Annotated in this window: 29 protein-coding genes; 18 read left to right on the top strand and 11 right to left on the bottom strand. The window is 67.4% G+C overall.

Annotated elements, in window-relative coordinates:
• Positions 1–144: 144 nt before the first annotated feature.
• The 3 genes from Q0833_RS16710 to Q0833_RS16700 are packed head-to-tail and all read right to left on the bottom strand — an operon-like array spanning position 145 to position 2,338.
• The gene (locus tag Q0833_RS16710) at positions 145–933 is read right to left on the bottom strand and encodes a substrate-binding domain-containing protein (protein ID WP_298437679.1); all 789 of its coding nucleotides are present in this window, start codon (positions 931–933) and stop codon (positions 145–147) included.
• On the bottom strand, positions 930–1,640 hold the full coding sequence (locus Q0833_RS16705) for an ATP-binding cassette domain-containing protein (RefSeq protein ID WP_298437676.1): 711 nt from the start codon (positions 1,638–1,640) through the stop codon (positions 930–932). Before Q0833_RS16705 ends, Q0833_RS16710 begins: the two co-directional genes overlap by 4 nt.
• Positions 1,634–2,338, bottom strand: a complete 705-nt coding sequence (locus tag Q0833_RS16700; protein ID WP_298437673.1) for an ABC transporter permease — start codon at positions 2,336–2,338, stop codon at positions 1,634–1,636. The genes Q0833_RS16705 and Q0833_RS16700 overlap by 7 nt, the downstream gene beginning before the upstream one ends.
• 105 nt (positions 2,339–2,443) lie before the next feature.
• On the opposite strand from Q0833_RS16700, the gene Q0833_RS16695 reads away from it, so the two are divergent.
• The 9 genes from Q0833_RS16695 (at position 2,444) to Q0833_RS16655 (ending at position 10,645) form a co-directional block, all read left to right on the top strand.
• Positions 2,444–3,622, top strand: coding sequence for an amidohydrolase (locus Q0833_RS16695; RefSeq protein ID WP_298437671.1), 1,179 nt, complete (start codon positions 2,444–2,446; stop codon positions 3,620–3,622).
• 99 nt (positions 3,623–3,721) lie between these two features.
• Positions 3,722–4,459, top strand: a complete 738-nt coding sequence (locus Q0833_RS16690) for a 2Fe-2S iron-sulfur cluster-binding protein (RefSeq protein WP_298438358.1) — start codon at positions 3,722–3,724, stop codon at positions 4,457–4,459.
• On the top strand, positions 4,446–4,778 hold the full coding sequence (locus tag Q0833_RS16685; RefSeq protein WP_298437669.1) for a succinate dehydrogenase: 333 nt from the start codon (positions 4,446–4,448) through the stop codon (positions 4,776–4,778). Before Q0833_RS16690 ends, Q0833_RS16685 begins: the two co-directional genes overlap by 14 nt.
• A complete protein-coding gene (gene sdhC / locus Q0833_RS16680; protein WP_298437666.1) occupies positions 4,775–5,110 on the top strand; it encodes a succinate dehydrogenase, cytochrome b556 subunit in 336 nt (111 codons plus the stop codon). Before Q0833_RS16685 ends, sdhC begins: the two co-directional genes overlap by 4 nt.
• Before the next feature lie 3 nt (positions 5,111–5,113).
• Positions 5,114–6,868, top strand: coding sequence for an FAD-binding protein (locus Q0833_RS16675; RefSeq protein ID WP_298437664.1), 1,755 nt, complete (start codon positions 5,114–5,116; stop codon positions 6,866–6,868).
• Positions 6,865–7,911, top strand: a complete 1,047-nt coding sequence (locus Q0833_RS16670; RefSeq protein ID WP_298437661.1) for an FAD-binding oxidoreductase — start codon at positions 6,865–6,867, stop codon at positions 7,909–7,911. Before Q0833_RS16675 ends, Q0833_RS16670 begins: the two co-directional genes overlap by 4 nt.
• Positions 7,912–7,914: 3 nt before the next feature.
• Positions 7,915–8,886, top strand: coding sequence for a fumarate hydratase (locus Q0833_RS16665; RefSeq protein WP_298437658.1), 972 nt, complete (start codon positions 7,915–7,917; stop codon positions 8,884–8,886).
• Complete coding sequence (locus Q0833_RS16660) at positions 8,883–9,980, top strand: CaiB/BaiF CoA-transferase family protein (RefSeq protein ID WP_298437655.1); 1,098 nt, start codon at positions 8,883–8,885, stop codon at positions 9,978–9,980. The genes Q0833_RS16665 and Q0833_RS16660 overlap by 4 nt, the downstream gene beginning before the upstream one ends.
• Positions 9,977–10,645, top strand: coding sequence for a fumarate hydratase C-terminal domain-containing protein (locus Q0833_RS16655; protein ID WP_298437652.1), 669 nt, complete (start codon positions 9,977–9,979; stop codon positions 10,643–10,645). The genes Q0833_RS16660 and Q0833_RS16655 overlap by 4 nt, the downstream gene beginning before the upstream one ends.
• Position 10,646: 1 nt before the next feature.
• On the opposite strand, the gene dnaQ is transcribed toward Q0833_RS16655, so the two are convergent.
• The 4 genes from dnaQ to Q0833_RS16635 are packed head-to-tail and all read right to left on the bottom strand — an operon-like array spanning position 10,647 to position 13,283.
• Positions 10,647–11,327, bottom strand: coding sequence for a DNA polymerase III subunit epsilon (gene dnaQ, locus Q0833_RS16650; protein ID WP_298437649.1), 681 nt, complete (start codon positions 11,325–11,327; stop codon positions 10,647–10,649).
• On the bottom strand, positions 11,324–11,893 hold the full coding sequence (coaE, locus tag Q0833_RS16645; protein ID WP_298437646.1) for a dephospho-CoA kinase: 570 nt from the start codon (positions 11,891–11,893) through the stop codon (positions 11,324–11,326). Before coaE ends, dnaQ begins: the two co-directional genes overlap by 4 nt.
• A complete protein-coding gene (locus Q0833_RS16640) occupies positions 11,890–12,705 on the bottom strand; it encodes a shikimate dehydrogenase (RefSeq protein WP_298437643.1) in 816 nt (271 codons plus the stop codon). The genes coaE and Q0833_RS16640 overlap by 4 nt, the downstream gene beginning before the upstream one ends.
• A complete protein-coding gene (locus Q0833_RS16635) occupies positions 12,702–13,283 on the bottom strand; it encodes a nucleoside triphosphate pyrophosphatase (RefSeq protein ID WP_298437640.1) in 582 nt (193 codons plus the stop codon). Before Q0833_RS16635 ends, Q0833_RS16640 begins: the two co-directional genes overlap by 4 nt.
• Positions 13,284–13,679: 396 nt before the next feature.
• Here Q0833_RS16635 and Q0833_RS16630 point away from each other — a divergent pair, with 396 nt between their 5' ends.
• The 7 genes from Q0833_RS16630 (at position 13,680) to Q0833_RS16600 (ending at position 21,007) form a co-directional block, all read left to right on the top strand.
• Positions 13,680–14,111: a CopD family protein gene (locus Q0833_RS16630; RefSeq protein WP_298437637.1), complete on the top strand. Its 432-nt coding sequence runs from the start codon at positions 13,680–13,682 to the stop codon at positions 14,109–14,111.
• A 136-nt stretch (positions 14,112–14,247) separates the two neighbouring features.
• Entirely contained in the window at positions 14,248–15,564 is a 1,317-nt protein-coding gene (gene rho, locus Q0833_RS16625; RefSeq protein WP_298437634.1) for a transcription termination factor Rho, read from the top strand.
• A 6-nt stretch (positions 15,565–15,570) separates the two neighbouring features.
• On the top strand, positions 15,571–16,857 hold the full coding sequence (mnmE, locus tag Q0833_RS16620; protein WP_298437631.1) for a tRNA uridine-5-carboxymethylaminomethyl(34) synthesis GTPase MnmE: 1,287 nt from the start codon (positions 15,571–15,573) through the stop codon (positions 16,855–16,857).
• The gene (gene mnmG, locus Q0833_RS16615) at positions 16,858–18,729 is read left to right on the top strand and encodes a tRNA uridine-5-carboxymethylaminomethyl(34) synthesis enzyme MnmG (protein WP_298437628.1); all 1,872 of its coding nucleotides are present in this window, start codon (positions 16,858–16,860) and stop codon (positions 18,727–18,729) included. It begins immediately after the preceding gene.
• Positions 18,726–19,316 carry a 16S rRNA (guanine(527)-N(7))-methyltransferase RsmG gene (rsmG, locus tag Q0833_RS16610; RefSeq protein ID WP_298437625.1) on the top strand — a complete coding sequence of 197 codons (591 nt, stop codon included), beginning with the start codon at positions 18,726–18,728 and terminating at the stop codon, positions 19,314–19,316. The genes mnmG and rsmG overlap by 4 nt, the downstream gene beginning before the upstream one ends.
• A 4-nt stretch (positions 19,317–19,320) precedes the next feature.
• Entirely contained in the window at positions 19,321–20,106 is a 786-nt protein-coding gene (locus Q0833_RS16605) for a ParA family protein (protein WP_298438354.1), read from the top strand.
• Positions 20,099–21,007, top strand: coding sequence for a ParB/RepB/Spo0J family partition protein (locus Q0833_RS16600; protein WP_298437622.1), 909 nt, complete (start codon positions 20,099–20,101; stop codon positions 21,005–21,007). The genes Q0833_RS16605 and Q0833_RS16600 overlap by 8 nt, the downstream gene beginning before the upstream one ends.
• Here the strand turns inward: Q0833_RS16600 and hemW are convergent.
• The 4 genes from hemW to rph are packed head-to-tail and all read right to left on the bottom strand — an operon-like array spanning position 20,969 to position 23,833.
• Complete coding sequence (gene hemW, locus Q0833_RS16595) at positions 20,969–22,141, bottom strand: radical SAM family heme chaperone HemW (protein ID WP_298437619.1); 1,173 nt, start codon at positions 22,139–22,141, stop codon at positions 20,969–20,971. The two genes, Q0833_RS16600 and hemW, sit on opposite strands and share 39 nt — an antisense overlap.
• Positions 22,138–22,521 (bottom strand): Rid family hydrolase, encoded by a 384-nt coding sequence (locus Q0833_RS16590; RefSeq protein ID WP_298437616.1) that lies wholly within the window; start codon positions 22,519–22,521, stop codon positions 22,138–22,140. The genes hemW and Q0833_RS16590 overlap by 4 nt, the downstream gene beginning before the upstream one ends.
• Positions 22,518–23,123, bottom strand: a complete 606-nt coding sequence (gene rdgB / locus Q0833_RS16585) for an RdgB/HAM1 family non-canonical purine NTP pyrophosphatase (RefSeq protein WP_298437613.1) — start codon at positions 23,121–23,123, stop codon at positions 22,518–22,520. The genes Q0833_RS16590 and rdgB overlap by 4 nt, the downstream gene beginning before the upstream one ends.
• Entirely contained in the window at positions 23,120–23,833 is a 714-nt protein-coding gene (gene rph / locus Q0833_RS16580; protein WP_298437610.1) for a ribonuclease PH, read from the bottom strand. Before rph ends, rdgB begins: the two co-directional genes overlap by 4 nt.
• Before the next feature lie 101 nt (positions 23,834–23,934).
• Between rph and hrcA the strand changes: the two genes are divergently transcribed.
• Positions 23,935–25,002 carry a heat-inducible transcriptional repressor HrcA gene (hrcA, locus tag Q0833_RS16575; RefSeq protein WP_298437606.1) on the top strand — a complete coding sequence of 356 codons (1,068 nt, stop codon included), beginning with the start codon at positions 23,935–23,937 and terminating at the stop codon, positions 25,000–25,002.
• A 5-nt stretch (positions 25,003–25,007) separates the two neighbouring features.
• The gene (locus Q0833_RS16570; protein ID WP_298437604.1) at positions 25,008–25,568 is read left to right on the top strand and encodes a nucleotide exchange factor GrpE; all 561 of its coding nucleotides are present in this window, start codon (positions 25,008–25,010) and stop codon (positions 25,566–25,568) included.
• Positions 25,569–25,570 lie beyond the last annotated feature (2 nt).

The following is a 25,570-nucleotide window of genomic DNA, read 5'->3' as shown; positions in this document are numbered from 1 at the left end:
TGTGGGCGCGCCCGGTCCATTTCAGTCAGGCCGGATCGTCGCGGTCGTCGTCTTGCGGGTCCGCCACCGAGGGCAAGCACCTGCAATCGCCCGATAACGACATATCCGTGACGGAATTGGAACAGGGACGTTACGGGTGCGACCTTAGCGCGTGGCATTCCACGTGAACGTGGCCGCGCCCGCGATCCGGTGGCCGTCGATCAGCGTGCGCGCGCGGTCGGAGACAAGCCAGTCCTCGAGCCGTGCCGCCCCTGCCGCGTCGACATGGGGATGGCGCACGGGGTTCACCGGCAAGAAGGCGTATTGGTTGAAGAGCGCGGGATCGCCCTCGAACAGGAGCGCCATCCCCTCGCGATTGCCGAAGTTCAGCCAGCTTGCCCGATCCGACAGGATATACGCCTGCATCGCCGTCGCGGTGTTGAGCGCGGCCCCCATGCCCGCGCCGACGGGGCGATACCACGGCCCGTCCGGGTCGATCCCCGCTGCGTCCCAGAGCCGAAGCTCGGCCTTGTGGGTGCCGCTGTCGTCGCCGCGGCTGACGAAGGGGACGCGGCCGTTGGCAATGGCGGCGAAGGCCTCCACGGCGCTGGTCGCGGCACCCAGGCCCGCCGGATCGTCCACGGGGCCCAGCAGGACGAAATCGTTATACATGATCTCGCGCCGATGGGTGGCGTGTCCGGCGGCGACGAAGGCCTCCTCGGCGGCGGCATCGTGAACCAGAACCGCATCGACATCCCCAGCCGCCCCCAACCGCAGCGCCTGTCCCGTTCCGACCACCAAGAGTGCCACCTCGAGCCCTGTCTCGTCCCGGATCGCGGGCAGCAGGTGGTCGGCCAAACCGGAATTGTTGAACGAGGTCGTCACGGCCAGCCGCAGCGGCTCGGCCTGGAGAGGCTGGGTGAGCGATAGAAGCGCGAGAAGAACCCGGATCATTCGACGATATCCCCGCGCAGAAAGGCCCGCGCCTCGGGCGTGGCCGGCGCGGCGAAGAAGGCGTCGGCCGTCGCATCCTCGTGGATGCGGCCATGGAGCAGAAAGATCACCCGGTCCGCGATGCGCCGCGCCTGTCCCATGTCGTGGGTGGCGACGACCAGCGTGGTACCCGACGCGGCCGCCTCGGTCAGGCGCGTTTCGATGGCGCGGGTGGCGCGTCCGTCGAGGGCGGCGCAGGGCTCGTCGGCAAAGACGATCTCGGGGGCGGCGATCAGGGCCCGGGCCAAGGCCAGACGCTGCGCCTCGCCGCCCGACAGCGACGGCGCGGATTGGTCGAGAAGCGCCTCGAGATCGAAGCGGGCCGCCTGCGCGCGCGCGCGATCCGTCGCTTCGGCACGGCCGACGCCACGCAGGCGCAGCGGGTAGGCGAGGTTCGCCGCCACGCTGCGGCGCAGGACCGTCGGCTGCTGGAACACGTAGGCCTGCGCGCCGCGCGCCTGCACCGTCGGCACGGCCCAGTCGATATCGCCCCGCGCCCGGTCGAGCCCGTGCATCAGCCGCAGGAGCGCGGTCTTGCCCGACCCGTTCGGCCCGATGACGCAGGTGATCCCGCCGGCCCCGATCGTCAGGTCGACGGGCCCCACCACGGTCTGGCCGCGCCGACGGCCCGACGCCGCGCGGAGTGTCAGGGGCAGGACGCTCACCACCGGCCCCGCGCTTCGGTCCGGAGCGCCCAATGGCTCAGCCCCGAGACCGCCAGCGACAGCACGATCAGGACAATCCCCAGCGCCAGCGCCAAGGCGAAATCGCCGCGCCCGGTCTCGAGCGCGATCGCCGTCGTCAGAACGCGGGTCATCCCGTCGATATTGCCGCCGACGATCATGATCGCCCCGACCTCGCCGATGGCCCGCCCGAAGCCCGCCAGCGCCGCCGTCAGCAGCGCGCGGCGTCCGTCACGCAGGATCGCCCCGACCCGCTGCGCCCGCGTCGCGTTAAGCGAGATCAGGAGGTCGTGGTAATCGGCCCAGAGATCGCGCATCGCCTGATGCGCGATGCTGGCGACCAGCGGCGTGATGATGACGACCTGCGCGATAATCATGGCCGTCGGCGTAAACAGCAGGTCGAGCACCCCGAACGGCCCCGACCGCGACAGCATCAGGTACACCACGAGGCCGACGACCACGGGCGGCAACCCGATCAGCGCGTTCATCACCGCGATCACCAGGCGCCGCGCGCGGAACCGCCGCACCGCCAGCCACGCGCCCAGCGGCATCGCGATCACGCATCCGATGGCGAGCGCGGTCAGCGTCACCTGCAGCGAGCGCAGCGTGATCTCGATCAGTTCCGGATCCAGCGTCAGCACCAGCTGCACGGCCCGAAGCAATCCGGCGGTCAGATCGTCCATGCCGCAGTTGCGCCGCCGGGCCGCGCGGGGGCAAGCCCGTTCCCGACCCTTCCCTTCCGCGCGGCGTCACGGCACGCTCGGCGCTGTCCCGACCAAAGGTGTCCCATGCCCGTCCGAAACCGATTCGCCGATCTCCTGCCCGAACTCACCGCGTTCCGGCACGACCTGCACATGCATCCCGAGCTGCAATACGATGTCGAACGCACGGCCGGGCGCGTGGTCGAGGGGCTGCGCGCCGCCGGGGTCGATGCGATCCACGAGGGGATCGGTCGCACGGGGGTCGTCGCGCTGATCCACGGGCGCGGACGATCGGCCGAAGATCCGGGCCGTGTCATCGGACTGCGCGCCGATATGGATGCGCTCCCCATCGCCGAGGCGACGGGGGCCGCCCATGCCAGCACCATTCCCGGGAAGATGCATGCCTGCGGCCATGACGGCCATACGACCATGCTGCTGGGTGCGGCGAAGCACCTGGCCGAGACGAGGGCCTTCGACGGGACCGTGGCGCTGATCTTCCAGCCCGCCGAGGAGGGCGGCGCCGGGGCCGAGGCGATGGTGCGGGACGGCCTGATCGAGCGGTTCGGCATCACCGAGATCTACGGCATGCACAATTCGCCGCTGGTGCCCGTGGGTCAGTTCGCGATCCGGCCCGGTCCCTTCTATGCCGCGGTCGACAGCTTCCGGATCGACGTGCGCGGCAAGGGCGGCCACGCGGCCCGGCCCAACAACACCGTCGACACGACCCTCGCCGCCTCGGCCATCGTGCTGGCGGTGCAATCGGTCGTCAGCCGCAACACCGACCCGCAGCAGCCGCTGGTGATCTCGGTCACGGCGTTCCGCACCGACAGCGAGGCGTTCAACGTCATTCCCGACGCCGCCACGCTGCGCGGCACGATCCGCAGCTTCGACGAGGCGACCCGCGAGAAGGCGCTCGCCGATTTGCGCCGCGTGATCGATTCGACCGCCGCGGCCTATGGCGCCACCGCCGCCTTCCATTTCGAGGAGGAGCCCTATCCCGTGATGGAGAACCATGCGCCCGAGACGGACCACGCGGGGAACGCGGCGCGCGCCGTCGCGGGCGCCGTGAACATGGAGGCGCCGCGCACCACCGGCGGCGAGGATTTCGCCTACATGCTGCGCGCCTGCCCCGGGGCCTATATCCAGATCGGCAACGGTCCCTCGGCGGGGCTCCATCATCCGGAATACGATTTCAACGACGAGATCATCCCGATCGGCTGCTCCTACTGGGTCGAGTTGACGGAACAGCGTCTTCCCGTTTCGTAAGGCAGCCTTACGGGTCACGTCAGGATTTGTGGCTTCCGGTTAGGTGAACGCGTCTCTAGGTTGTCGGGCACGGCGTGGGAGGGCAGCGTGCGCGACACCATCGACGAGGGCGATGCGACGCTCGACGTGCGCATCTGGCGGGGTGGCCCCACGGGCGGCGGCTACGAGGCTCATGCCGTGCCCGCGCGCGCCAACCAGACCGTGCTCGATGTCGTGGCCTGGGTGCAGCAAAACGCCGATCCGACGCTGACCTACCGCTATGCCTGTCGCGTGGGGATGTGCGGATCCTGTGCCATGATGGTGAACGGGGTGCCGCGCTGGACCTGCCGGACCCATATCGACAAGGTTTCGGGCGACGGCGCGGTCGAGATCGGGCCGCTGCGGAACCTACCGGTGTTGAAGGACCTCGCGACCGATATGGATCCGTTCTTCGACAAATGGGTCGCCGCCGAAGCCGTCCATCACCCCAGCCGCAGCCGCGACGACGATATCGTCCCCATCGACCCGGCCAGTGCTGCGCGGGTCGAGGCGAATACCGGGATCGAATGCATAAACTGCTCGATCTGCTACGCGGCCTGCGACACGGTTGCGGGCAATGCGGATTACCTGGGGCCTGCGGCGCTGCAGAGGGCGTGGACGCTCTGGAACGACGCCAAGGACGCAGGCGGAGACGCGATCCTCGACGCGGTGTCGGGCGCGGGCGGCTGCCACAACTGCCACAGCCAAGGGTCCTGCGCGGTGCATTGCCCGAACGACCTGAACCCGATGAAGGCCATCGCGGGGCTCAAGCGGGAGACGATGAGACGCGCGTTAAAAGGACGAAATGCTCAACGTTAGGCTCTATATCGCGCAGCGGGTGACGGCGCTTTTGATGGCGCCCTTCGTGCTCGTCCATCTCGGGGTGATGATCTACGCGATCCGGGGCGGCGTAACCGCGGCGGAGATCCTCGGGCGGACACAGGGCTCCGTCGCGTGGTTCCTGTTTTACGGTGGGTTCGTCCTCGCCATCTCGATCCACGCGGCCATCGGCCTTCGTGTGATCACACATGAGCTGGCGGGGTGGTCCGGCGCCCGGCTCGAGGCACTGATGTGGGGCGCGGGCGCGATCCTTCTTGCCCTCGGTGGCTGGTCCGTGATCGCGGTGACCTGGCCATGAGGTATCGTAATCATCCGCTGTGGTGGGCCTATCTCGTGCATCGCGTCTCGGGGCTGGCGCTGGCGCTGTTCCTGCCCGTCCACTTCCTTGTGCTGGCGCAGGCCCTAACCGCGCCCGAACGGCTGGACGGGTTCCTCGCCCTGACCGACAATCCGGCAGTCAAGCTGGCCGAGTTCGCGCTGGTCTTCGGGCTTGCGGTCCACATGTTCGGCGGATTGCGGCTGCTGGCGCTCGAATGGCTGCCCTGGACCCCGCGACAGAAGACGCTGGCCGCGGGGGCGACGGCGCTCTCGTTCCTGGTCTCGACCACCTTCCTGATGCAGGCGATCTGACCCATGCCCGAGATCGATCGACACGACACCGATATCCTCATCCTCGGCTCGGGCGGCGCGGGCATGTTCGCCGCGCTCCACGCCCAGCAGAGCGCGCCGCCGGGCACGAAGATCACCATGGCCGTGAAGGGCCTGATCGGAAAATGCGGCTGCACACGGATGGTGCAGGGCGGCTACAACGTGGCGCTCGGGCCGGGAGACAGCGTCGAGCGGCATTTCATGGATACGATCGAAGGCGGCAAATGGCTGCCCGATCAGGACATGGCTTGGAAGCTCTGCGAACAGGCGGTCGTCCGGGTTCGTGAGCTGGAGAACGAGGTCGGGTGCTTCTTCGACCGGAACGGCGACGGTTCGCTTCATCACAAGGCCTTCGCGGGCCAGACCGCCGACCGCACCGTCCACAAGGGCGACCTGACCGGCATCGAGATCATCAACCGGCTGATGGAACAGGTGCTGTCGCGGCCCATCGAGAAGCTGCAGGAGCATCGCGCCATCGGCCTGATTCCAACGGCGGATGGATCAACGCTGGCCGGCGTCTTGATGATCGACATGCGCACCGGGCGCTTTCGGCTGGTGCGGGCGAAATGCGTGATGATGGGCACCGGCGGCGGCCCGACCATGTACAAGTACCACACGCCTTCGGGCGACAAGACGATGGACGGGCTGGCGATGGCGCTGCGCGCGGGGCTGCCCCTGCGCGACATGGAGATGGTGCAGTTCCATCCCACGGGCCTGCTGGCGGGCGATCACACCAAGATGACGGGCACCGTGCTGGAAGAGGGGCTGCGCGGCGCGGGCGGCCAGCTCATCAGTCATTCGGGCCAGCGCTTCATGTATGACTACGATCGCAAGGGCGAACGCGCGACGCGCGACGTCGTCAGCCGGGGCATCTATGCCGAGATGCGCAAGGCCAACGACCCCGAGCAGGTCGGCGTCTTCATCTCGATGGCGCATCTCGGGCCGGACAACGTGCGCGCGAAGTTCGCGGGCATGGTCAAGCGCTGCGCCGATAGCGGGTTCGACCTCGCCAGCGGCCTCGTGGAGGTGGTGCCGACCGCGCATTACTTCATGGGTGGCGTCGTCGTGGATGCCGACACGCGCACCGCGCTTCAAGGTCTCTATGTCGCGGGCGAAGATTCCGGCGGCGCCCACGGATCGAACCGGCTGGGCGGCAACGGTGTCGCCAACTCCACCGTTTATGGCGGGGTGGCGGGCGACGTGATGGGGCGCGATGTGGCGGCGATGTCGCTGCGCGATCCGGACCCCGCGATGCTCGACGCCGAGATCGCGCGCGCGATGGTGCCGCTCGGACAGCGGCCCGGTCATATCCAGAGCCTGCGCCACGCATTGCAGGAGGCGATGTGGGAGGAGGTCGGCGTCATGCGCACCGCCGGTGGAATGCGGCGCGGCATCGACCGGGTGGCCGAGCTGCGCGCCGAGCTGGCGGAGACGGGTGTGGACGGCGCGAACCTCGCCTTCAACCTGACATGGCACGACTGGCTGAACATGGCGTCGCTGACCGAGATCTCGGACGTGATCGCGCGCGCGGGTCTGGCCCGCGAGAATTCGCGCGGTGCCCATTTCCGAGAGGATTTCCCCGAGGCGGGCGACCTGGACGAGAGCTACTTCACAGTCGCTCGGAAGGCGGGCGATGCCGTCGACGTGACGCGCGAGCCGGTACAGTTCACCATCGTGCGGCCGGGCGAGACAATCCTTCCCGATGGCGAACCGGCCACGCTGGTCGCGGCGGCGGAATGACCGGCGGCGCGATCCTCGTCGTGGGCGGCGGCGTCCTCGGATGGGCCATCGCGGGCGAGCTGGCGCGTGCGGGACGGACGGTCCGTGTCGTGGCACCCGAGGGGGACGCGCGAACCGCCTCGGTCGGATCGCTCGCATGGCTCAACGCCTCGACCGCCACCGATCCGGGCTATGTGCGATTGCGCCGTGCGGCCCTGGCCGGGTGGCGCGACTGGGCCGAGGCAGGGGCGCCGGTGCGCTTCGGCGGATCGCTTTTCTGGGGGTCGGACGCGAGTGACACGATGGCGGCCCGACTGGGCGCGCTCGGTTGCCCCGTCGCCCGGCTGGACCGGGCGGGTATCGCCGCCGTGGCGCCGGGCCTGCGCCATCCGCCCGAGACCGGTCTCTTCGTCTCCGACGAGGGCTGTGCCGATCCGGCGCTGATCCTGCCTTGGCTGCGCACACGCGCCGAAGCGGCGGGTGCCATGCATCTGCGCGGCCAGGCCGCCGCCCTCGGACCAGGCGCCCTTCGTCTTGACGACGGAACGACGCTTGACGCCGACCATATCGTCATGGCGGCAGGCGAGGGCGCGTCGGCCCTTCTGGCAACGGCGGGGCTCGATCTCCGGGTCGCGGGCAAGCCCGGCCTCCTGATCCGCACGACCCCCGGTCGCCCCGTCTCGGACGCGGTCTTCGCGACGCCGTCCTACGACTTCTGGCAGCGCGACGACGGGGCGTTTCTGATCGCATCCAGCTCGGCCACCGGGACCGGTGATGCCGACGACATGATCGCCGCCGAGGCCACGGCCCATATCTCGAAACTGTTCGGCCAAACCGACCTGCGCGTGGCCGAGCGCATCGCCCGCACCCGACCGATCCCCGCCGACGGCCTGCCGCTTCTGGGGCGGTGGCCGGGCCGCGACGACCTGTCGGTCGCGGTCACCCATTCCGGCCTGACCCTCGCCCCCATCGTCGCCGCCTGCATCGCCGCCCCGCTGATCGGGCGCGACATGCCCCATGACATCGCCCACCTGCGCCCCGATCGCGCCCTGCAAGGAGCCTGAGCCATGATCCCCATCGACCTGATCCAGCGCACCGCCGAGACGCTGATGGACAAGGCCGCGATCGAGATCCCCGACGACTACCTGACGGGGCTTCAGGCCGCGGCGGCCGACGAGGAGGGGGACCTGTCGTCCTTCGTGCTGAAGGCGATGCTGGAGAATTACGAAGCCGCCAAGGAAGACCGCCGCGCCATGTGCGGCGACACCGGCACGCCGCGCTGGTACGTGAAGATGGCCAACGACACGACGGTCGAGGGCGGGCCGATCGCGCTGGAGGCGGCGTTGCGGCGGGCCACCGCGAATGCGACCAATGGCGTGCCGCTGCGGCCGAACCGGGTGCACCCGCTCTGGCGCACGGACCACGACAACAACGTCGGCATCGGCGCCCCCGAGATCGAGTACGGCTACGAGCCGCATCGCCCCGGCGAGGGTGGCTGGATCGACCTCATCACCGTGCACAAGGGCGGGCTTTTCGGAACGGATTACCGGATGCTGTTCCCGTCGGACGGCATTCAGGGGATCAAGCGGTTCTACCTCGACAGTCTCGTGGCGTTCGGCAAGCGCGGCCTCGCCTGTCAGCCCGCGATCATCGGGATCGGGCTGGGCGGCTGCAAGGACACCTGCATGGTGCTGGGCAAGCGCGCCGCGTGCCTTCGCACCGTGGGCGACCGCAACAGTGACCCGAAGATCGCCGAGCTGGAGCTGGAGCTGAAGGAGCTGGGCAATTCGATCGGAATGGGCGCGATGGGATTCGTCGGGAAGTCCATGGTGATCGATGCCCATATCGAGGTCGGGTATTGCCACACCGGCGGGATGCAAATGTCGGTCCACGCCTTCTGCCTGTCGTCGCGCCGCGCCGTCGCGCGCATCCATGCCGATGGTCGCGTCGAGCATCGCACGGATCCCGACTGGTTCACCGACTACCAGCGGCGCGAGACCGTCGAATGGCAAATGCCCGCGCTGGAGGCGGCGGAATGACGGCGCCGCTGGACGGTGTCACGATCCTCGACTTCAGCCATGTCCTCGCCGGGCCCTTCGCGACCGGGCAGCTGCGGATGATGGGGGCGCGCGTCATCCGCGTGGAGCGGCCCGATGGCGACGATTTCGTGCGGCGGCATGGCGGCACCGACGCGATGCGGGCGTCCGGGCTGGGCGCGAGCTTCCTCAGCCAGAACGCGGGCAAGGAATCCGTCACGCTCGACCTGAAATCCGAGGAGGGCCGCGCCGCCGCGCTCCGTATCGCCGCGCGGGCCGACGTTCTGGTCCAGAACTTTCGGCCCGGCGTGATCGACCGCCTCGGCCTCGGCTTCGAGGCCGTGCGTGCCGTGAACCCCGGCATCGTCCATGCGGGGCTTTCGGGCTTCGGCGAGGACGGGCCGCTCGCCGACCGGCCCGCCTATGACCACATCCTGCAAGGGGTCAGCGGCCTGATGGCGATGACGGGCGACGCGGGCTCCGGTCCGTTGCGCGTCGGCCTTCCGATCGTCGATTACGTCGCGGGACAAGCGCTCGTCTCCGCCATACTCGCTGCACTTCTGCGTCGGGCGAAGCGCGCGGAGGCCCAGCGCCTCCACGTCTCGATGCTCGACGCGATCACCGGGTTGATGGGGGCCTACGCCGTGAACCACCAGACGACCGGTGCGCTGCGCGGGCTGGACGGCAACCGCGCCTTTTCCGATTCGCCGTGGTCGGGGCGGTTCGACTGTGCCGAAGGACAGCTCGTCGTGACCGCGAACACCCCGGCGCAGGTCGCGCGGATGCAGGCCGCCCTGGGCACCGACGACCCCGCGAAACTGCCGGCGATCTTCGCCACCCGCGCGGCCGCGGACTGGGACGCGATCCTTGCGGGGGCGGACGTGCCCGCCGGTCCGGTCCTGACGCTGGCGGAATGTCTCGAACACCCGCAGATGGCCTCCAGCTCCGGCTGGGCCGACCTGCCCGTTCCCGAACTGGACGAAACCGTTCGCGTGCCCACCCTGCCCATCCGCGCGGATTGGACGCCCGACCGCCTCGACCCCGCGCCGACCCTCGGCCGGGACACCGACCGCATCCTTGAGGAGTACGCCGCATGAGCCCGCGCGAGATCCGTCTGTCCACGACGCCGACACCCGAGGCGTTGGCCGAGCTGCGCCTCGGCGACATCGTCTATCTCGACGGGCTGATGTATACGGCGCGCGAGGGCGTCTATAAGCGCGCGCTCGAGGACAAGGCCAACATCCCGATGGAGTTGCCGTCCGAAAGCGCGGCGAATTTCCACTGCTCCCCCGCCGCCCGGATCAATCCCGACGGAACGTTCGAGATGGGTGCCGTGACCGCGACCGCCTCGTTCCGCTTTGCCAAGTGGCTGCCCGAATGGCTGGCGAAATCGGGCGCCAAGCTCGTGATCGGCAAGGGCGGCATGTCGTCTAAGGATTACAAGGACTACTTCGTGCCCAACGGCGCGGTGTACCTGTCGACCGTGGGCTACGGGACCGGGGCGCTTCTGGGACGCGGGGTCGAGAACGTCGAGGCCGTGCATTGGAACGAGGAACTGGGCCTCGCGCAGGCGATGTGGGTGATCCGGTGCAACAAGATGGGCCCGTTCATCGTCGCCTCGGACATGGAGGGACGGTGCCTTTTCGAGCGCGAGAACGAGCGCATCTCGAAAAATCTCGATCGGGTCTACGAGGGCACGCGGCCCGCCACGCTCAAGCGCTTCGGCGAGACCGACGACAAGTCCGACGAGCTGATCGGGTGAGCTAGCGCCGCCAGAGCGCGTCGTCGCCCAGCGCATCGATGAAGGCCGCGTGGCGCGCCGCCTCGGCCTCGGTCAGTCGTGGCGCCAGCGGGGTCGGTCGCGGCATCGGCGTCCAGGGACCGGAGCGCGCATCGTCGCGCCCGGCCTCGGCGGTCAGCGACATGGTCGGCTGCCGCCCACCGATCAGCTCGAGATAGACCTCGGCCAGAAGCTCGCTGTCGAGAAGCGCGCCGTGCTTGGTCCGCGAGCCGTTGTCGATCCCGAAGCGGCGGCAGAGCGCGTCGAGCGACGCGGGCGAGCCCGGGAATTTCGATCGCGCGATGGCCAGCGTATCGACCGTCCGATCCATGGGCAGACGCGCCAGCCCCATCCCGTCCAGCTCGGCGTTGAGGAATTTCATGTCGAAGGCGGCATTGTGGATCACCAGCTTCGCGTCGCCGATGAAATCCAGGAAGGCCTGCCCGACCTGCGCGAACACGGGATGATCCTTGAGGAAATCGTCGCCGAGGCCATGCACCTCGAACGCGCCTTGCGGCATGCTGCGTTCGGGGTTGATGTACTGGTGATAGACTTCGCCGGTGGCGACGTGGTTGACCAGTTCGACACAGCCGATCTCGACGATGCGGTCGCCGGATTCCGGCTCGAACCCGGTGGTTTCGGTGTCGAGGACGATCTCTCTCATGTCAGCTCCGCGATGATCGTCGCCACCATATCCTGCGCCGACACGAGGGTGGAAGTGTCGATGACGTAGTCCGCACGCGCGCGTTTCTCGGCATCGGGCACCTGGCGCGCGAGGATCGCATCAAGCTGGGCCGCGTCCATGCCGCCGCGCTCCAGCACCCGCGCGCGCTGGATCGCGGCATCGACCGAGACGACAGCAATCCGGTCGCAGGTCGCGTCGAGCCCCGTCTCGAAGAGAAGCGGCACGTCGAGCACCACGAGGCCCGTCCGCCCGTCCAGAAACGCCGCACGGTCCTCGGCCACGAGCGGATGGACGATGGCATTCAACCGATCGAGCGCCCCGCTATCGGCCGTCACGATGGCACGCAGGGCATCGCGGTCCACGGCGCCTGCGGCGATCGTGCCGGGAAAGGCCGCGCCGATGGCGGGCACGGCGGCGCCCCCTTCGGCATAGAGCGTGTGGACCGTCGCATCGGCGTCCCAGACCGGAATGCCCGCCTCGGCGAACATCGCGGCGGTGGTCGATTTGCCCATCCCGATCGAGCCGGTCAGGCCAAGAATCGTCATGCGAGGACCGCCGCCCGAAGCGCGTCATCGACCTCGGGCATTTGGCCGAACCACGCCTCGAACCCCGGAGCCGCCTGGTGGAGGAGCATTCCCAGCCCGTCGACCGTCGCGTGGCCGCGCGCCGCAGCCCGGTCCAGAAGCGGGGTCCGGAGGGGCGCGTAGACGATGTCGGTCACGACGGCTTCGGGCGGCAGATGATCGAGCGCGAATTCGAGGGGCGGCTGGCCGGTCATCCCGAGACTGGTGGTGTTGGCCAGGAGACCGATCCCGCCGAGCGCGTCCGGTGCGCGATCCCACGGCACGGCGCGGACCCTGCCGGGGAAGAGGTCCGCCAGCGCCGCGGCCTTGTCCGCCGTCCGGTTCGCGACGACCACTTCGGGAAGACCCGCCGCCAGCAGCCCGGCGACGATCCCGCGCGCGGCCCCGCCCGCGCCGAGCAGGAGCGCGGGTCGATCCATCTGCCAGTTCGGCGCGCCCTGCTGGACGGATGCGACGAAGCCCAGCCCGTCGGTATTGTCCGCCATGATCCGCCCGCCCCGGAAGACCAGCGTGTTCGCGGCGCCCGCGGCCTCGGCCCGTGCGGTCCGTTCATCGGCCAACGCGAAGACGGCCTCCTTGTGCGGAATAGTGACGTTGACCCCGGCAAAGCCCAACCTCGGCAGGAGGTGCAGCGTCTCGGCCAGATCGTCCGGGCGCACATGCAGCGGCACGTACTGCCCGTCGATCCCGTATCGCGCGAGCCAATGTCCGTGCAGCCGGGGCGATCGGCTCTGGGCGATCGGGTCGCCGATCACGCCGGCCAGGATGGTCATGCGGCAATCTCCCCCCGCGTCACGAGATATCCCAGAAGCGGCAGGAGCGGCAGGCCGAGTACCGAAAAGTAATCGCCGTCGACCCGGTGGAAGAGCCGTGCGCCCTCGCCCTCGAGCATGTAGCCGCCCGCACAATGGCGGATATCGTCCCAGTTTCGCGCAACATAGGCGGCGAGGTAATCCAGGGTCGGCGTTCGCATGGTCATGGTGACCTCCGCGACATGTCGCCAGATCGGCTTGCCATCCTCGACGATCACCGCCGCGCTGTGCAGCTTGTGGCGCTTGCCGCCCATCGCGGTCAGCTGGGCGATGGCCGCCTCGGGTGTCTCCGGCTTGCCGATCACCTCGCCCTCGAAGGCCAGCACCTGATCGCAGCCGAGGATCAAGCCCGGCCGCCGGACTCGCAGCGCCTTCATCTCGGCCAGGGTGTCCGCGACGTCGCGGGGCGGCGCCTCCTCGGCCCGGAGCGCGTCGCGCACCATCTCCTCGTCGACGCGAGCGGGCACGGCCTCGAACGGGACGCCGGCATTCCGCAGGAGGGTCTGCCGGATCGTGGAGGTCGAGGCGAGGATGAGCATGGGGACCGATCTGTGAGAAACCCGCGGGAGAACCCTGTCGATGGACCGGTGGGGAACCCGGTGTCGTGGCGCGCGGGGGACAACCGGGCGGGTTATCGCCGAACCCAGGGAACTTTTCCAGATGGCACCCGTTGGATCGCCAGCTGTGGAGCGGTCTGACCTGTACCTCGTGCTTCAACCGCACTCCCCAAGACGTTCCACAGCGAATCCTCCAAGGCCCGTGCGTCAAGCCCCCGAGTCCTCCACAGGACGGAGGCCATCGGGCCGTGCCGCGACGCAGAAACGCTCCCGATGTGGATCATCGTTTAATCCCCGTTATCCACGGTGCCCAACCACAACAACTTCTCTTTCTTCTTTCTTTCTTTAAGAGGGGACAGGTTCGGACGGGGGCGCGACATGGACCTGTATCTCTGGGTGAAGGCAGGACACGTGATCTCGGTGATCGCGTGGATGGCCGGGATCTTCTACCTGCCGCGGCTGTTCGTCTATCACGTCGAACGCCGGGCCGATGTACCCGCGATGATGCCGGTCCTCGAGATCATGGAGCGTCGACTGCTCCGGGGCATCATGAACCCCGCCATGATCGCAAGCTGGGTGTTCGGCCTCTGGATGATCGCGATGGGCGGAATCGACTGGGGGCAGGTCTGGCCCTGGGTGAAGGCGGTCTGCGTCCTGACGATGACGTGGTTCCATATGTGGTGCGCCGGACAGCGCAAGATCCTCCTCGACGGGGGCGGCGCCACCGGCCGTCATTACCGGCTGATGAACGAGGTTCCGACGGTGCTTCTCGTGGTTCTCGTCGTGGCGGTGATCGTCAAGCCGTTCTGAACGCGTTGACTTGGGCGCGCGCGCGCCTTAGCTGACGTGGCAACGGCGGGCCGTCCTGGCCCAAGCGCCGCTTTCCAGTTTCCAGACCGATCCGCAGGCCCCGACCGGCCTGCGTCGCCACATGCGAGGCCGCCCGATGCGCGACGACCACCAGACCGACGAGACCCATGACGAAACCGACGGCCCGACCGGCCAGCTGAACCTGCGCGACCTGAAGGCGATGGCCGCCAAGGATCTCGTTGAGATGGCCGAGGAACTCGAGATCGAGAACGCGTCGACCATGCGCAAGGGCGAGATGATGTTCTCGATCCTGCGCGAGCGGGCGGACGAAGGCTGGGAGATTTCGGGCGAGGGCGTGCTCGAAGTGCTGCAGGACGGCTTCGGCTTCCTGCGCAACCCCGAGGCCAACTACCTGCCGGGCCCCGATGATATCTATGTCAGCACGGACGTCATCCGCGGCCACTCGCTGCGCACCGGCGACACGGTCGACGGCATCATCCAGGCGCCTGACGACAACGAGCGCTATTTCGCGATCACCAAGGTCACGAGCATCAACTTCGCCGATCCCGAGATGGCCAAGCACAAGGTCAGCTTCGACAACCTGACGCCGCTCTATCCTGACGAGCGGTTCCAGATGGAGATCGAGGATCCGACCATCAAGGATCGCTCGGCCCGGATCATCGATCTCGTGGCGCCCATCGGCAAAGGCCAGCGCTCGCTCATCGTGGCTCCGCCGCGGACGGGTAAGACCGTCCTTCTGCAGAACATCGCCAAGTCGATCGAGACGAACCATCCCGATTGCTACCTCATGGTCCTGCTCATCGACGAGCGGCCCGAGGAAGTCACCGACATGCAGCGGTCCGTGAAGGGCGAGGTCGTGTCGTCCACTTTCGACGAGCCGCCCACGCGTCACGTCGCCGTGGCCGAAATGGTCATCGAGAAGGCCAAGCGTCTGGTGGAGCACAAGCGTGACGTCGTCATCCTGCTCGACTCGATCACGCGCCTGGGCCGGGCCTACAACACTGTCGTGCCGTCCTCGGGCAAGGTGCTGACCGGTGGTGTCGACGCCAACGCCCTGCAGCGCCCCAAGCGATTCTTCGGTGCGGCGCGGAACATCGAGGAAGGCGGATCGCTGACGATCATCGCGACCGCGCTGATCGACACCGGCAGCCGCATGGACGAGGTGATCTTCGAAGAGTTCAAGGGCACCGGCAACTCCGAGATCGTCCTGGACCGCAAGGTCGCCGACAAGCGCGTCTTCCCGGCAATGGACATCCTCAAGTCCGGCACCCGGAAAGAGGATCTGCTGGTCGATCCGAAGGACCTGCAGAAGACCTTCGTGCTGCGCCGCATCCTGAACCCGATGGGAACGACCGATGCGATCGAGTTCCTGATCGGCAAGCTCAAGCAGACGAAGACCAACTCGGATTTCTTCGACTCCATGAACTCCTGACCCCCGATGGCGGGGGTGGGAGATACGATCTTCGCCCTCGCCACCGCCGAGGGGAAGGCCGGGCTGGCCGTGATCCGCGTCTCCGGACCCGCCAGCATCGCGATCCTGCGCGCGCTGTCCGGCCGCGCTGTCCCGGCGCGGATGGCGACGCTCGCACCCGTCAGGGACAGTGAGGGCCGCCTTCTGGACGAGGCGTTGGTGCTCCGCTTCGAGGCGGGGGCCAGCTACACCGGTGAGGACACCGTCGAATTCCAGCTCCACGGCAGCCGCGCGATCGTGCGCGCCGTTCTGGCAGCGATCGCGGCGAGGGGGCAGGCCCGGTTGGCGGAGCCGGGCGAGTTCACACGGCGCGCGCTGGAGAACGACCGCCTCGACCTGGCGCAGGTCAAGGGGCTTGCCGATCTGATCGAGGCCGAGACCGAAGCCCAGCGTCGCGAGGCGCTCCGCGTCTTCACGGGTGAGCTGTCGGACCGCATTGCGGGATGGCGGAGCCGCATGATCCGTGCCCACGCGCTGATCGAGGCGACCATCGACTTCGCGGACGAAGACGTCCCGGTCGATGTGATGCCCGAAGTCGAGGATCTCCTTCGGTCCGTGCGCGACGAGATCGCGTCCGAGATTGCCGGCGCCGCGGCCGCACGGCGGTTGCGATCATCCTTCGAGGTTGCGATCATCGGCGCGCCAAACGTTGGAAAGTCCTCTCTTATCAATGCGTTATCTCGATCCGAGGCGTCGATTGTCACCGAGATTCCGGGAACCACACGGGACGTAATCGAGGTGCGGATGGACCTCCAGGGCATCCCGGTCACCTTTCTCGATACGGCTGGCCTGCGCGAAACGGATGATCGCGTCGAGCGGGCCGGTATCGAACGTGCGCGCCGCCGTGCGGCGGATGCAGACCTGCGGGTGCTGCTCGTGGATGGTGAGGCGCGGCCTGGCGACGATCTGATCGAAGCGGCAGATATCATCCTGCGCGGGAAATCCGATATTTCCGAGCAAGGTGACATCTCTGCCGTGACGCGCGAGGGTATTGATGCGTTCCTTACAGATGTCGCCGACCGCCTGTCCCAGCGTGTCGCATCGGCCGGTCTGACGACGCAGGTGCGAGACGTCCAGCTCCTTGAAGGCATCTTGCTGCGGCTAGACGATATCGCCGCAAACCCTGATGGCGAATCCGAACTATTGGCGGTAAGACTGCGCGAGGTTTCGGACACGCTCGGTCAGATCACAGGAGCGATCGGCGTCGAAGATGTCCTAGGCGAAATCTTCTCGTCGTTCTGTATCGGCAAATAGGTGTTTCACGTGAAACATGATGCATATGATGTTGTGGTTATCGGCGGGGGCCATGCCGGCTGTGAGGCGGCGCATGTGGCGCACCGTCTGGGCTGTCGCGTTGCACTCGTCACGATGCGCGAGACCGATCTTGGGACGATGTCCTGCAACCCGGCGATCGGTGGATTGGGCAAGGGTCATCTTGTCCGGGAGATCGATGCCTTCGACGGCATCATGGGGCGCCTGGCGGATCAGGCTGGTATTCAGTTTCGTCTGCTGAACCGTCGGAAAGGTCCGGCCGTTCAAGGCCCGCGCGCGCAGATCGATCGCAATCGCTACCGTGCCGCGATGAGTGGGGAGATTGCTGCGGCGGAGAATATCGACCTCATCCTTGGTGAAGTCGCCGATCTGGTTGGCGCCGACGCCGGGGTGGCCGAGGGCGTACAACTTGCAGATGGGCGAACCGTCCGAGGCACGACGGTCATTCTGACCACAGGAACCTTCCTTGGTGGTGTGATCCATATAGGGCGCGCGCAACAGCCGGGCGGCCGTATGGGGGCCGATGGCGCCAACGCCCTCGGGGCGAGGCTGCGTGACCTGGGTCTCCGAATCGGACGGTTGAAGACGGGGACACCGCCGCGCCTTCGCGCGAGCACGATCAATTGGGACGGGTTGGAAGAGCAACCGGGCGATACCGACCCGACGATGTTCTCCTTCCTCTCGGAGGCGCCCATTGCTCGGCAGATTGCCTGCGCGATCACCCACACCAACGAGCTGACCCACAATATCATCCGAGACCGGCTGGACGAGTCGGCGATGTACGGTGGGACGATCGACGGTGTCGGTCCGCGCTATTGCCCCTCGATCGAGGACAAGATCGTTCGGTTCGCCGACAAGGCATCGCACCAGATCTTTCTGGAGCCGGAAACCGCAGAGGGCGACGTAATCTATCCGAACGGGATCTCGACGTCGCTGCCCGTGGACGCGCAGGAGGCGTATGTCCGAACGATCAAGGGTCTTGAGGCGGCAGAGATTGCGCAGCCAGGTTACGCGATCGAGTACGACTATGTTGACCCGCGGGAGCTTCGACCGACGCTCGAGCTGGATCGATTGTCGGGGTTATATCTCGCCGGTCAGATCAATGGGACGACCGGGTACGAGGAAGCCGCGGCGCAGGGCCTTGTTGCGGGTCTCAACGCCGGTCTGGCAGCCACCGGACGGGCGCCTTACGTATTTCGGCGGGATCAGTCCTATATCGGTGTGATGGTCGACGATCTTGTGTCGCGTGGGGTGACCGAGCCTTACAGGATGTTCACCTCTCGGGCCGAGCACCGCTTGCATCTTCGCGCGGATAACGCGGATCAGCGCCTCACGGCCGATGGGATTTCACTCGTTGTGGTGGGGCCACGACGTGCGGCGTCATGTTCGGCCAAGATGACGGTACTTGCTGCAACGCGAGAGGTCCTTCGGGCGCGGAATGTATCCGACGACGTTCTCGCGGATTGCAATGCGACAGTCGGGTCGCGGCAGAGGACCCGCAGCGTGTTCGACGGCCTGGCAATGCCCGGGATCGATGCAGAGAAGCTGATCGACTGCGTCTTTCAGGCGGGCGATGACCGCGAGGCGATGCGCCAGGTGGCACGCGAGGCGATCTATGCCAACTACCTGTCACGAATGGATGGCGACATACGGGCTGTCGAGAGCGGCCGCAGTCAGATCATTCCCGGGGATATCGACTGGCGCGATGTCTCGGGTTTGACGACCGAGCTTCGAGAGAAGTTGAACCGCATTCGACCCGTCGACATCGCCTCCGCGGAGCGACTGGAAGGTATGACGCCCGCCGCAATCGTCCTTATCCTTTCGACGGTTCGTCGCCATATGCGTGCGGCATGACCGCGCTTGTCGATGTTTCACGTGAAACACGAGAGCGATTGGATGGCTATGTCGCGCTCCTCAAGAAGTGGAACAGTCGGATTAATCTGGTCTCGGCGTCCACGTTGGACGACGTCTGGGAGCGCCACATCGTAGATTCGCTCGAACTGATCGCGATAGGCGGTGAAACAGGGAAATGGGTCGATCTCGGGAGCGGTGGAGGATTGCCCGGTCTTGTCCTCGCCTGCACGGACCGCGTTCATCCGCTTGTCTTGATCGAATCCGACCGTCGCAAGGCGGAATTCCTCCGAACCGTGCGGCGATCGCTCGGACTGTCATGCGACGTCATTGCGGACCGTATAGAAGCGGCGCCACCCCAAGGCGCCAAGACGATCACGGCGCGTGCCTTGGCCCCTTTGACGACGTTGTTTGGGTACGCGACGCGCCATGCTGGCACGGACGCGACACTTGTGTTTCCGAAGGGCGAAGGCTGGAGATCAGAGGTGGACGAGGCGCGGCGGGAATGGGATTTTGATATTGAGCCGATTGAAAGCGTGACACGCGCCGGATCGGTCATCCTGAGAATCCGCGAGTGGAGCCCGAAATAGCATGATGGCACGGACCATTGCGGTGGCAAACCAGAAGGGCGGCGTCGGAAAGACGACCACCGCAATCAACCTGGGCGCCGCGCTCGCGATGCGGGGCAAGCGCGTGTGCCTGCTGGATCTCGATCCCCAAGGAAACGCATCCACCGGACTCGGGATCGCGCGCGATGCTCGGATGCGCAGCAGCTACGATCTTCTTCTCGGGGACGCTTCGGTCGATGATCTGTCGCAGGCGACCGGGGTCGACAACTTTTCCATCGTTCCGGCAACCATGGACCTTGCTTCGGCGGATGCGGAGCTGATGTCGAGCGCGCGTCGCGTGATGCATCTTCGGAACGCGATCCGCCTTCGGGAGACGAGCTTCGACTATGTTCTGATCGACTGCCCACCGTCTCTTAACCTACTGACTATTAACGCATTTGTAGCCGCCCAACGCATTCTCGTGCCACTTCAGGCCGAGTTCTTTGCGCTTGAGGGCCTCAGCCAGTTGCTGCTGACGGTTCGGGAGGTACGGGGGACGGCCAATCCCGACCTGAGGCTGGAGGGGGTCGTCCTGACGATGTTCGACCGTCGCAACAATCTCTGCCTGCAGGTTGAAGACGAGGCGCGCGAGACGCTGGGCGACCTAGTGTTCGACACGAAGATCCCGCGCAATGTCCGTCTGAGCGAAGCACCGAGCCATGCGATGCCGGTGCTGAACTACGATCCTTCGTCACGGGGTGCGGTCGCCTATCGCAGCCTCGCCAGCGAATTGATGCAGCGTCACGAACAGGAGGACATGAGCCATGTCTGATGCGCGCCAGAACCGTCCGATGGGGCGCGGCCTGTCCGCCCTGATGGCCGATATCGGGGTCGACGCCGAAGGCGCGCCGACGGCGTCGACCGCGCGGACCGACGGGATGGCGCCGATCGAGTCGCTGCAGCCGAATGCCGATCAGCCCCGGAAGCGATTCGAGGAGGACGATCTGTCCGATCTCGCCGCCTCGATCCGGGAGCGTGGAATCATCCAGCCGATTGTCGTGCGGCCAAACCCCCGAGGCGCCACACGCTACGAAATCGTCGCGGGCGAACGTCGGTGGCGCGCGGCGCAACGGGCCGCGCTGCACGAGGTGCCGATCATCGTCCGCGAGATGGACGACCAGACGGTACTCGAGGTCGCGATCATCGAGAACGTGCAGAGGGCGGATCTGAACGCGATCGAGGAAGCGCAAGGATATCAACAGCTTATAGACCGGTTCGGACACACGCAGGAGCAGTTGGGCCGTGTCCTCGGCAAGTCTCGGAGCCACCTGGCCAACCTGATGCGGCTGCTGAAGCTTCCGGCGCGGGTGCAGGATCACGTCCGCGAGGGGCGACTCTCGGCTGGACATGCCCGCGCGCTGATTAACGCGCCCGATGCGGCCGGGTTGGCCGAACGGGTCATCGCCAAGGGCCTTTCGGTGCGGGAAACCGAGCGGCTGGCCAAGGCGGGCGAGGCGGCGTCGACGCCGCGTGCGGCCCCGAAGCCGGCAAAGGACGCCGATACCCGTGCGCTTGAGGGGGACCTGACGGCTGCCCTGGGTCAGAAGGTGACGATCGATCACGACGCGGCGACGCAGGGCGGTTCCGTCTCGGTCGCCTATCAGTCGCTCGACGAGTTGGATGCGGTGTGCCGCCTACTCTCGCGGGGGCTCGCCCAGGATACGTCCAAGTAGGGCGTTCAATACGAGGATACCCGCCTCCGTCGCGCGAAGGCGGCCGTTCTCCTCCATCAGATGGCCGCTCTGGACCAGTGCCGCGACCTCGGCCGCGTCGATGGCGCCGCCGAGCCGGGCGTGGCGGGCGAGATCCATCCCCTCGGTCAGGCGCAGCGACATCAGGGCGTATTCATCGGCGATTTCTGTCGCGGGCAAGGGCTCGGTCGTCTCGATGCCATGACCCTGCCGCGCCACGGCCTGCAACCAGGCACCGGGTGCGCGATGGGCCACCGTCGCGAGGCGCGCGCCGTCGAGGGCGACGCGGCCATGTGCACCGGGTCCAACCCCGAGCCAGTCGCCGCCCCGCCAGTAGATCAGGTTGTGCCGCGACTCGGCCCCGGGCCGCGCGTGATTCGAAACCTCGTAGCGGCGCAAGCCGGCCTCGGCGGTCAGGGCCTGCGTGATCTCGTATTGCGCGACGGACAGCTCTTCGGTCGGAAGGCCACGCAACCCGCCCGCCGCGTGACGCGCCCCGAAGGCGGTGCCGTCCTCGATGGTGAGCTGGTAGAGCGACAGGTGTTCGCCCGCCTGGCTCAAAGCGGACCGCAATTCCGCCTCCCAGTCGCCGAGCGATTGGTCCTGTCGCGCGTAGATGAGATCGAAGGACACCCGGTCGGTCAGCGACGCGGCGACCTCGAACGCGGCGCGACCCTCGGCGACGGTGTGCAGGCGCCCGAGACGGCGCAGATCCTCATCGTTCAGGGCCTGCAACCCGACCGAGAAGCGGTTCACCCCGGCCGCGTGGAAGGCTGCGAAGCGATCCGCATCGACCGAGCCGGGATTGGCTTCGAGCGTGACCTCAAGATCGTTGGCGACGGTCCAGTTCCGATGGATGCGCTCGAGGATCGCCGCGACCACTTCGGGTTGCATCAACGAGGGCGTGCCGCCGCCGAGGAACACCGATGTCAGAACGCGGCCCGGCGTGCGTGCGGCCCAATGGTCGAGATCGGAGAGATAGGCGCGTTGCCACGCCGCGTGGTCGATGGATGCGGCGACATGGCTGTTGAAGTCGCAGTAAGGGCACTTGGCGGCACAGAACGGCCAGTGGAGATAAAGGCCGAAGCCGGCCTCCTGCCAATTCGCGAGGGTCATCCGCCGCGATAGGCCGTCACCTCGACCTCGTAGAGCATCTGCTCCTGCATCAAACCGGCAATGACCATGGTGGCCGCGGGTCGGACTTCGCCCAGTTGGGCCCCGAGAAGCGGCACGAGATCGTCGACGAGGAACCGGTCGGCGACGTAGTGGGTCACGCGGACGATATGGGCGTCGGAGAACCCAGCCTCGGCCAGAACCGCGCGCACGGTGGCGTAGCAATTCCGCACCTGTGTGGCGAGGTCGATGGGAAGCTGCATCGTGGCGTAGTCGTAGCCCGTGACGCCCGCCATGAAGCACCAGTCGCCTTGGCAGACGGCGCGCGAGTAGCCGACCTCGCGCTCGAAGCTGGACCCGGTAGAGATGAGGCGTCGGGTCATGCGAATACCTCCGCCATCTTGGCCAGCGCGCGGGCCCGGTGGCTCAGGCGGTTCTTTTCCTTAGCGGGCATCTCGCCGAAGGTGCGGTCGTGCCCCTCGGGCATGAAGATCGGGTCGTAGCCATGGCCGGTCTCGCCGCGCATGGGCCAGACGATCCGGCCCTCGGCAACACCCTCGAACGCCTCTTCGTGACCGTCGGGCCAGAGGAGGACGAGCGTCGCACAGAACCGGGCGGTGCGCGGCTCGGGCGCATTACGGGCCTCGAGCTCGGTCCAGGCGCGGGTCATGGCGATGCGGAAGTCGCGCCCTGCGCCGGTCTCGGCCCAATCGGCGGTGTGCACGCCCGGCGCGCCGTCCAGCCCATCGATCACGATGCCCGAATCGTCGGCCAGCGCAGGCAGGCCCGTCGCCGCGACCGCGGCCCGCGCCTTGATCCGCGCATTGCCGAGGAAGGTCGTCTCCGTCTCCTCCGGTTCGGGCAGGTCGTAATCGGCGTTCGAGACGCAGGCGATGCCGCGGGGTCCGAGCAGTGCGCGAAACTCCTCCAGCTTGCCCGCATTATGCGTGGCGATCAGGAGGGTATCGCCATCGAACCGTCTCACGCCGTGGCGGCCTTCTGCGCGGCCACCAGCTCGCCCACGCCCTTCTGCGCGAGCTCCAGCATCGCGCCGAACTCGTCCTGGCTGAAGGTGGAGCCCTCGGCCGAGGCCTGCACCTCGATCATCGCGCCGCCGCCGGTCATGACGAAATTCGCGTCCGTTCCCGCCTCGCTGTCCTCGGGGTAGTCGAGGTCGAGCACCGGTTGGCCCGCATAGATGCCGCAGGACACGGCTGCGACCGGATCGACCATGGGATCGGTGACGATGTCGCCCGCCTTCATGAGCGCGTTGACCGCCAGTCGGAGCGCGACCCAACCGCCGGTGATCGACGCGCAGCGCGTGCCGCCATCGGCCTGGATGACATCGCAATCGACGGTGATCTGGCGCTCGCCCAGCGCGTTCCGGTCGATGCCGGCGCGCAAGGACCGGCCGATCAGGCGCTGGATTTCCTGCGTACGGCCGGATTGCTTGCCCGCGCTGGCCTCGCGGCGCATGCGTGTCGTGGTCGCCCGCGGCAGCATCCCGTATTCCGCCGTCACCCAGCCGAGGCCCGAATTGCGCAGGAAGGGCGGCACCCGCTCCTCGAGGGACGCGGTGCAGAGCACATGCGTGTCGCCGCAGCGGATCATGCACGATCCTTCGGCATGGCGCGTGACATCCACTTCGATCGAGATGTCGCGCATCTGGTCCAGAGCCCGGCCGGAAGGTCGCATGTGATACTCCTGTCAGTGGTTGCGCGTTGGATGCCCGCGCCGCCGCGATGGTGCAACCCCGATTGACCCGGCCCGGCACGTTGCATACATGCCTGTCGCCCATGCCCGACAACGCCCAGATCCTGTCCGAGATGAATGATCGCTCGCGCGAAGTCTTTCGCCGCGTGGTCGAAGGCTATCTGGGGTCCGGCGATCCGGTCGGCAGCCGGACGCTGACCCGCAGCATGTCCGAGAAGGTCTCGGCCGCGACGATCCGCAACGTCATGCAGGATCTGGAGTTTCTCGGGCTTCTGGAAGCGCCGCATGTCAGCGCGGGGCGAATCCCGACGCAATCGGGCCTGCGGATGTTCGTCGACGGCCTTCTGGAGGCGCAACTGGGCGAGGACGACCGCGAGCAGATCGAGGCCAGCGTCGGCGCGTCCGAGGACGACGTCACCGCGATGATGGACCGGGTCGGCAGCGCGCTTTCCGGGATCACGCAGGGCGCGTCGCTGGTGCTGGCGCCCAAGCGCGAGGCGCCGATCAAGCATATCGAGTTCGTGCAGCTCGCGCCGGACCGCGCGCTCGTGGTGCTGGTCTTCGCCGACGGCCACGTGGAGAACCGCGTCTTCGTGCCGCCCGCCGGCCAGACCCCCTCGGCGATGCGCGAGGCGGCGAACCTTCTCAACGCGCTGATCGAGGGGCGCACGATCTCGGATCTGAGCGACCTCATGCGCCGCGAGGTTGCCGCCCGCCGCCAGGAGATCGACGGACTGGCGCATGACCTGATCGCGAAGGGTCTCGCCGCGTGGGAGAACGAGGGCGAGCGCAGCGAACGGCTGATCGTGCGCGGGCGGTCCCATCTCCTCGACGAGGGCGCCGCGCCCGCACAACTGGAGCGGATTCGCAGCCTCTTCGACGACCTGGAGCGCAAGCGCGACATCGCCGAATTCCTGTCCCTGACGGAAGACGGCGAGGGCGTCCGCATCTTCATCGGATCGGAGAACAAACTCTTCTCACTTTCCGGTTCATCTCTGGTGGTTTCCCCCTATATGAACGCGGATCGCAAGATCGTGGGCGCCGTCGGCGTGATCGGTCCCACACGTCTCAATTACGGGCGAATCGTCCCCATCGTGGACTACACGGCCCAACTGGTCGGACGCATGCTGTCCGGCCCCGGAACAAGGTAGAGCGCATGGCCGACCCACAGGAGAATCCCTTCCTCGACGATCCCGAAGCCGAGGAGGAGTTCGACCTCGACGCCGCGATGGAGGAGGGCGATGGCCCGACCGATCACGCGCGCGCCAATGTCGATGCCATCGTGGCCGAGCGCGACGAGATGCGGGACCGCCTGATGCGCGCGCTGGCCGAGGCCGAGAACGTCCGCAAGCGCGCCGCCCGCGACCGCGTGGAAGCCGAGCAATACGGCGGCTCCAAGCTCGCGCGCGATCTGCTGCCGGTCTACGACAACCTTGCCCGCGCACTCGAGGCGGCGGGTGATGCCAAGGATGGCATCGTCGAGGGGATCGAGCTGACGATGAAGGAGCTGGTGGGCGTCTTCGCCAAGCACGGCATCACCCTCGTCGCGCCCCAGATCGGCGACCGCTTCGACCCGCAGGAGCATCAGGCGATGTTCGAGGCGCCCCTGCCCGACACCAAGGCCGGCGATATCATCCAGGTCGCCGCCGTGGGCTTCAAGCTGCACGATCGACTGCTGCGCCCCGCGCAGGTCGGGGTCTCGTCCACCCCCGCCTGACC

This window comes from uncultured Jannaschia sp. (assembly GCF_947503795.1).
Lineage (GTDB): Bacteria > Pseudomonadota > Alphaproteobacteria > Rhodobacterales > Rhodobacteraceae > Jannaschia.
This window is presented reverse-complemented; position numbering and strand designations above follow the sequence as displayed.

Excerpts from the sequence above, each read along its gene's own strand:
- Q0833_RS16670 (WP_298437661.1), top strand. The coding sequence starts at position 6,865 with ATGACCGGCGGCGCGATCCTCGTCGTGGGCGGCGGCGTCCTCGGATGG.
- Q0833_RS16695 (WP_298437671.1), top strand. The coding sequence starts at position 2,444 with ATGCCCGTCCGAAACCGATTCGCCGATCTCCTGCCCGAACTCACCGCG.
- Q0833_RS16630 (WP_298437637.1), top strand. The coding sequence starts at position 13,680 with ATGGACCTGTATCTCTGGGTGAAGGCAGGACACGTGATCTCGGTGATC.
- coaE (WP_298437646.1), bottom strand. The coding sequence starts at position 11,893 with ATGACGATTCTTGGCCTGACCGGCTCGATCGGGATGGGCAAATCGACC.
- rsmG (WP_298437625.1), top strand. The coding sequence starts at position 18,726 with ATGACCGCGCTTGTCGATGTTTCACGTGAAACACGAGAGCGATTGGAT.
- Q0833_RS16635 (WP_298437640.1), bottom strand. The coding sequence starts at position 13,283 with ATGCTCATCCTCGCCTCGACCTCCACGATCCGGCAGACCCTCCTGCGG.
- Q0833_RS16665 (WP_298437658.1), top strand. The coding sequence starts at position 7,915 with ATGATCCCCATCGACCTGATCCAGCGCACCGCCGAGACGCTGATGGAC.
- Q0833_RS16600 (WP_298437622.1), top strand. The coding sequence starts at position 20,099 with ATGTCTGATGCGCGCCAGAACCGTCCGATGGGGCGCGGCCTGTCCGCC.
- Q0833_RS16605 (WP_298438354.1), top strand. The coding sequence starts at position 19,321 with ATGGCACGGACCATTGCGGTGGCAAACCAGAAGGGCGGCGTCGGAAAG.
- Q0833_RS16710 (WP_298437679.1), bottom strand. The coding sequence starts at position 933 with ATGATCCGGGTTCTTCTCGCGCTTCTATCGCTCACCCAGCCTCTCCAG.
- hemW (WP_298437619.1), bottom strand. The coding sequence starts at position 22,141 with ATGACCCTCGCGAATTGGCAGGAGGCCGGCTTCGGCCTTTATCTCCAC.
- hrcA (WP_298437606.1), top strand. The coding sequence starts at position 23,935 with ATGCCCGACAACGCCCAGATCCTGTCCGAGATGAATGATCGCTCGCGC.
- rph (WP_298437610.1), bottom strand. The coding sequence starts at position 23,833 with ATGCGACCTTCCGGCCGGGCTCTGGACCAGATGCGCGACATCTCGATC.
- Q0833_RS16660 (WP_298437655.1), top strand. The coding sequence starts at position 8,883 with ATGACGGCGCCGCTGGACGGTGTCACGATCCTCGACTTCAGCCATGTC.
- Q0833_RS16590 (WP_298437616.1), bottom strand. The coding sequence starts at position 22,521 with ATGACCCGACGCCTCATCTCTACCGGGTCCAGCTTCGAGCGCGAGGTC.
- mnmE (WP_298437631.1), top strand. The coding sequence starts at position 15,571 with ATGGCGGGGGTGGGAGATACGATCTTCGCCCTCGCCACCGCCGAGGGG.
- Q0833_RS16570 (WP_298437604.1), top strand. The coding sequence starts at position 25,008 with ATGGCCGACCCACAGGAGAATCCCTTCCTCGACGATCCCGAAGCCGAG.
- rho (WP_298437634.1), top strand. The coding sequence starts at position 14,248 with ATGCGCGACGACCACCAGACCGACGAGACCCATGACGAAACCGACGGC.
- Q0833_RS16700 (WP_298437673.1), bottom strand. The coding sequence starts at position 2,338 with ATGGACGATCTGACCGCCGGATTGCTTCGGGCCGTGCAGCTGGTGCTG.
- sdhC (WP_298437666.1), top strand. The coding sequence starts at position 4,775 with ATGAGGTATCGTAATCATCCGCTGTGGTGGGCCTATCTCGTGCATCGC.
- Q0833_RS16675 (WP_298437664.1), top strand. The coding sequence starts at position 5,114 with ATGCCCGAGATCGATCGACACGACACCGATATCCTCATCCTCGGCTCG.
- Q0833_RS16655 (WP_298437652.1), top strand. The coding sequence starts at position 9,977 with ATGAGCCCGCGCGAGATCCGTCTGTCCACGACGCCGACACCCGAGGCG.
- Q0833_RS16685 (WP_298437669.1), top strand. The coding sequence starts at position 4,446 with ATGCTCAACGTTAGGCTCTATATCGCGCAGCGGGTGACGGCGCTTTTG.
- dnaQ (WP_298437649.1), bottom strand. The coding sequence starts at position 11,327 with ATGAGAGAGATCGTCCTCGACACCGAAACCACCGGGTTCGAGCCGGAA.
- Q0833_RS16640 (WP_298437643.1), bottom strand. The coding sequence starts at position 12,705 with ATGACCATCCTGGCCGGCGTGATCGGCGACCCGATCGCCCAGAGCCGA.